The following is a 230-nucleotide window of genomic DNA, read 5'->3' as shown; positions in this document are numbered from 1 at the left end:
GACTTGAACTGGCACGCCTATTAAGCGAGGGATTTTAAATCCCTTGTGTCTACCGATTCCACCACTCGGGCAAAACTGTTTTAATGAATTGATACGTATTATCAGTAGTTAATACTGCCATTGATAGTAAAATCGCTGACTCAATTATTCTTAATTTGGAGGCGCGACCCGGAGTCGAACCGAGATCGACGGATTTGCAATCCGCAGCATAGCCATTCTGCCATCGCGCC

At 45.2% G+C, this 230-nt stretch carries 1 tRNA gene; it reads right to left on the bottom strand.

Going from position 1 to position 230, the window contains the following annotated elements:
* Nucleotides 1-156: 156 nt before the first annotated feature.
* Nucleotides 157-230 (bottom strand) — tRNA-Cys (locus tag Q0791_RS25200).

Origin of the sequence: uncultured Shewanella sp., from assembly GCF_947495455.1 — a bacterium.
Lineage (GTDB): Bacteria > Pseudomonadota > Gammaproteobacteria > Enterobacterales > Shewanellaceae > Shewanella.
The sequence above is the reverse complement of the archived record's forward strand: the minus strand, read 5'-3'. Positions and strand labels throughout refer to the sequence as shown.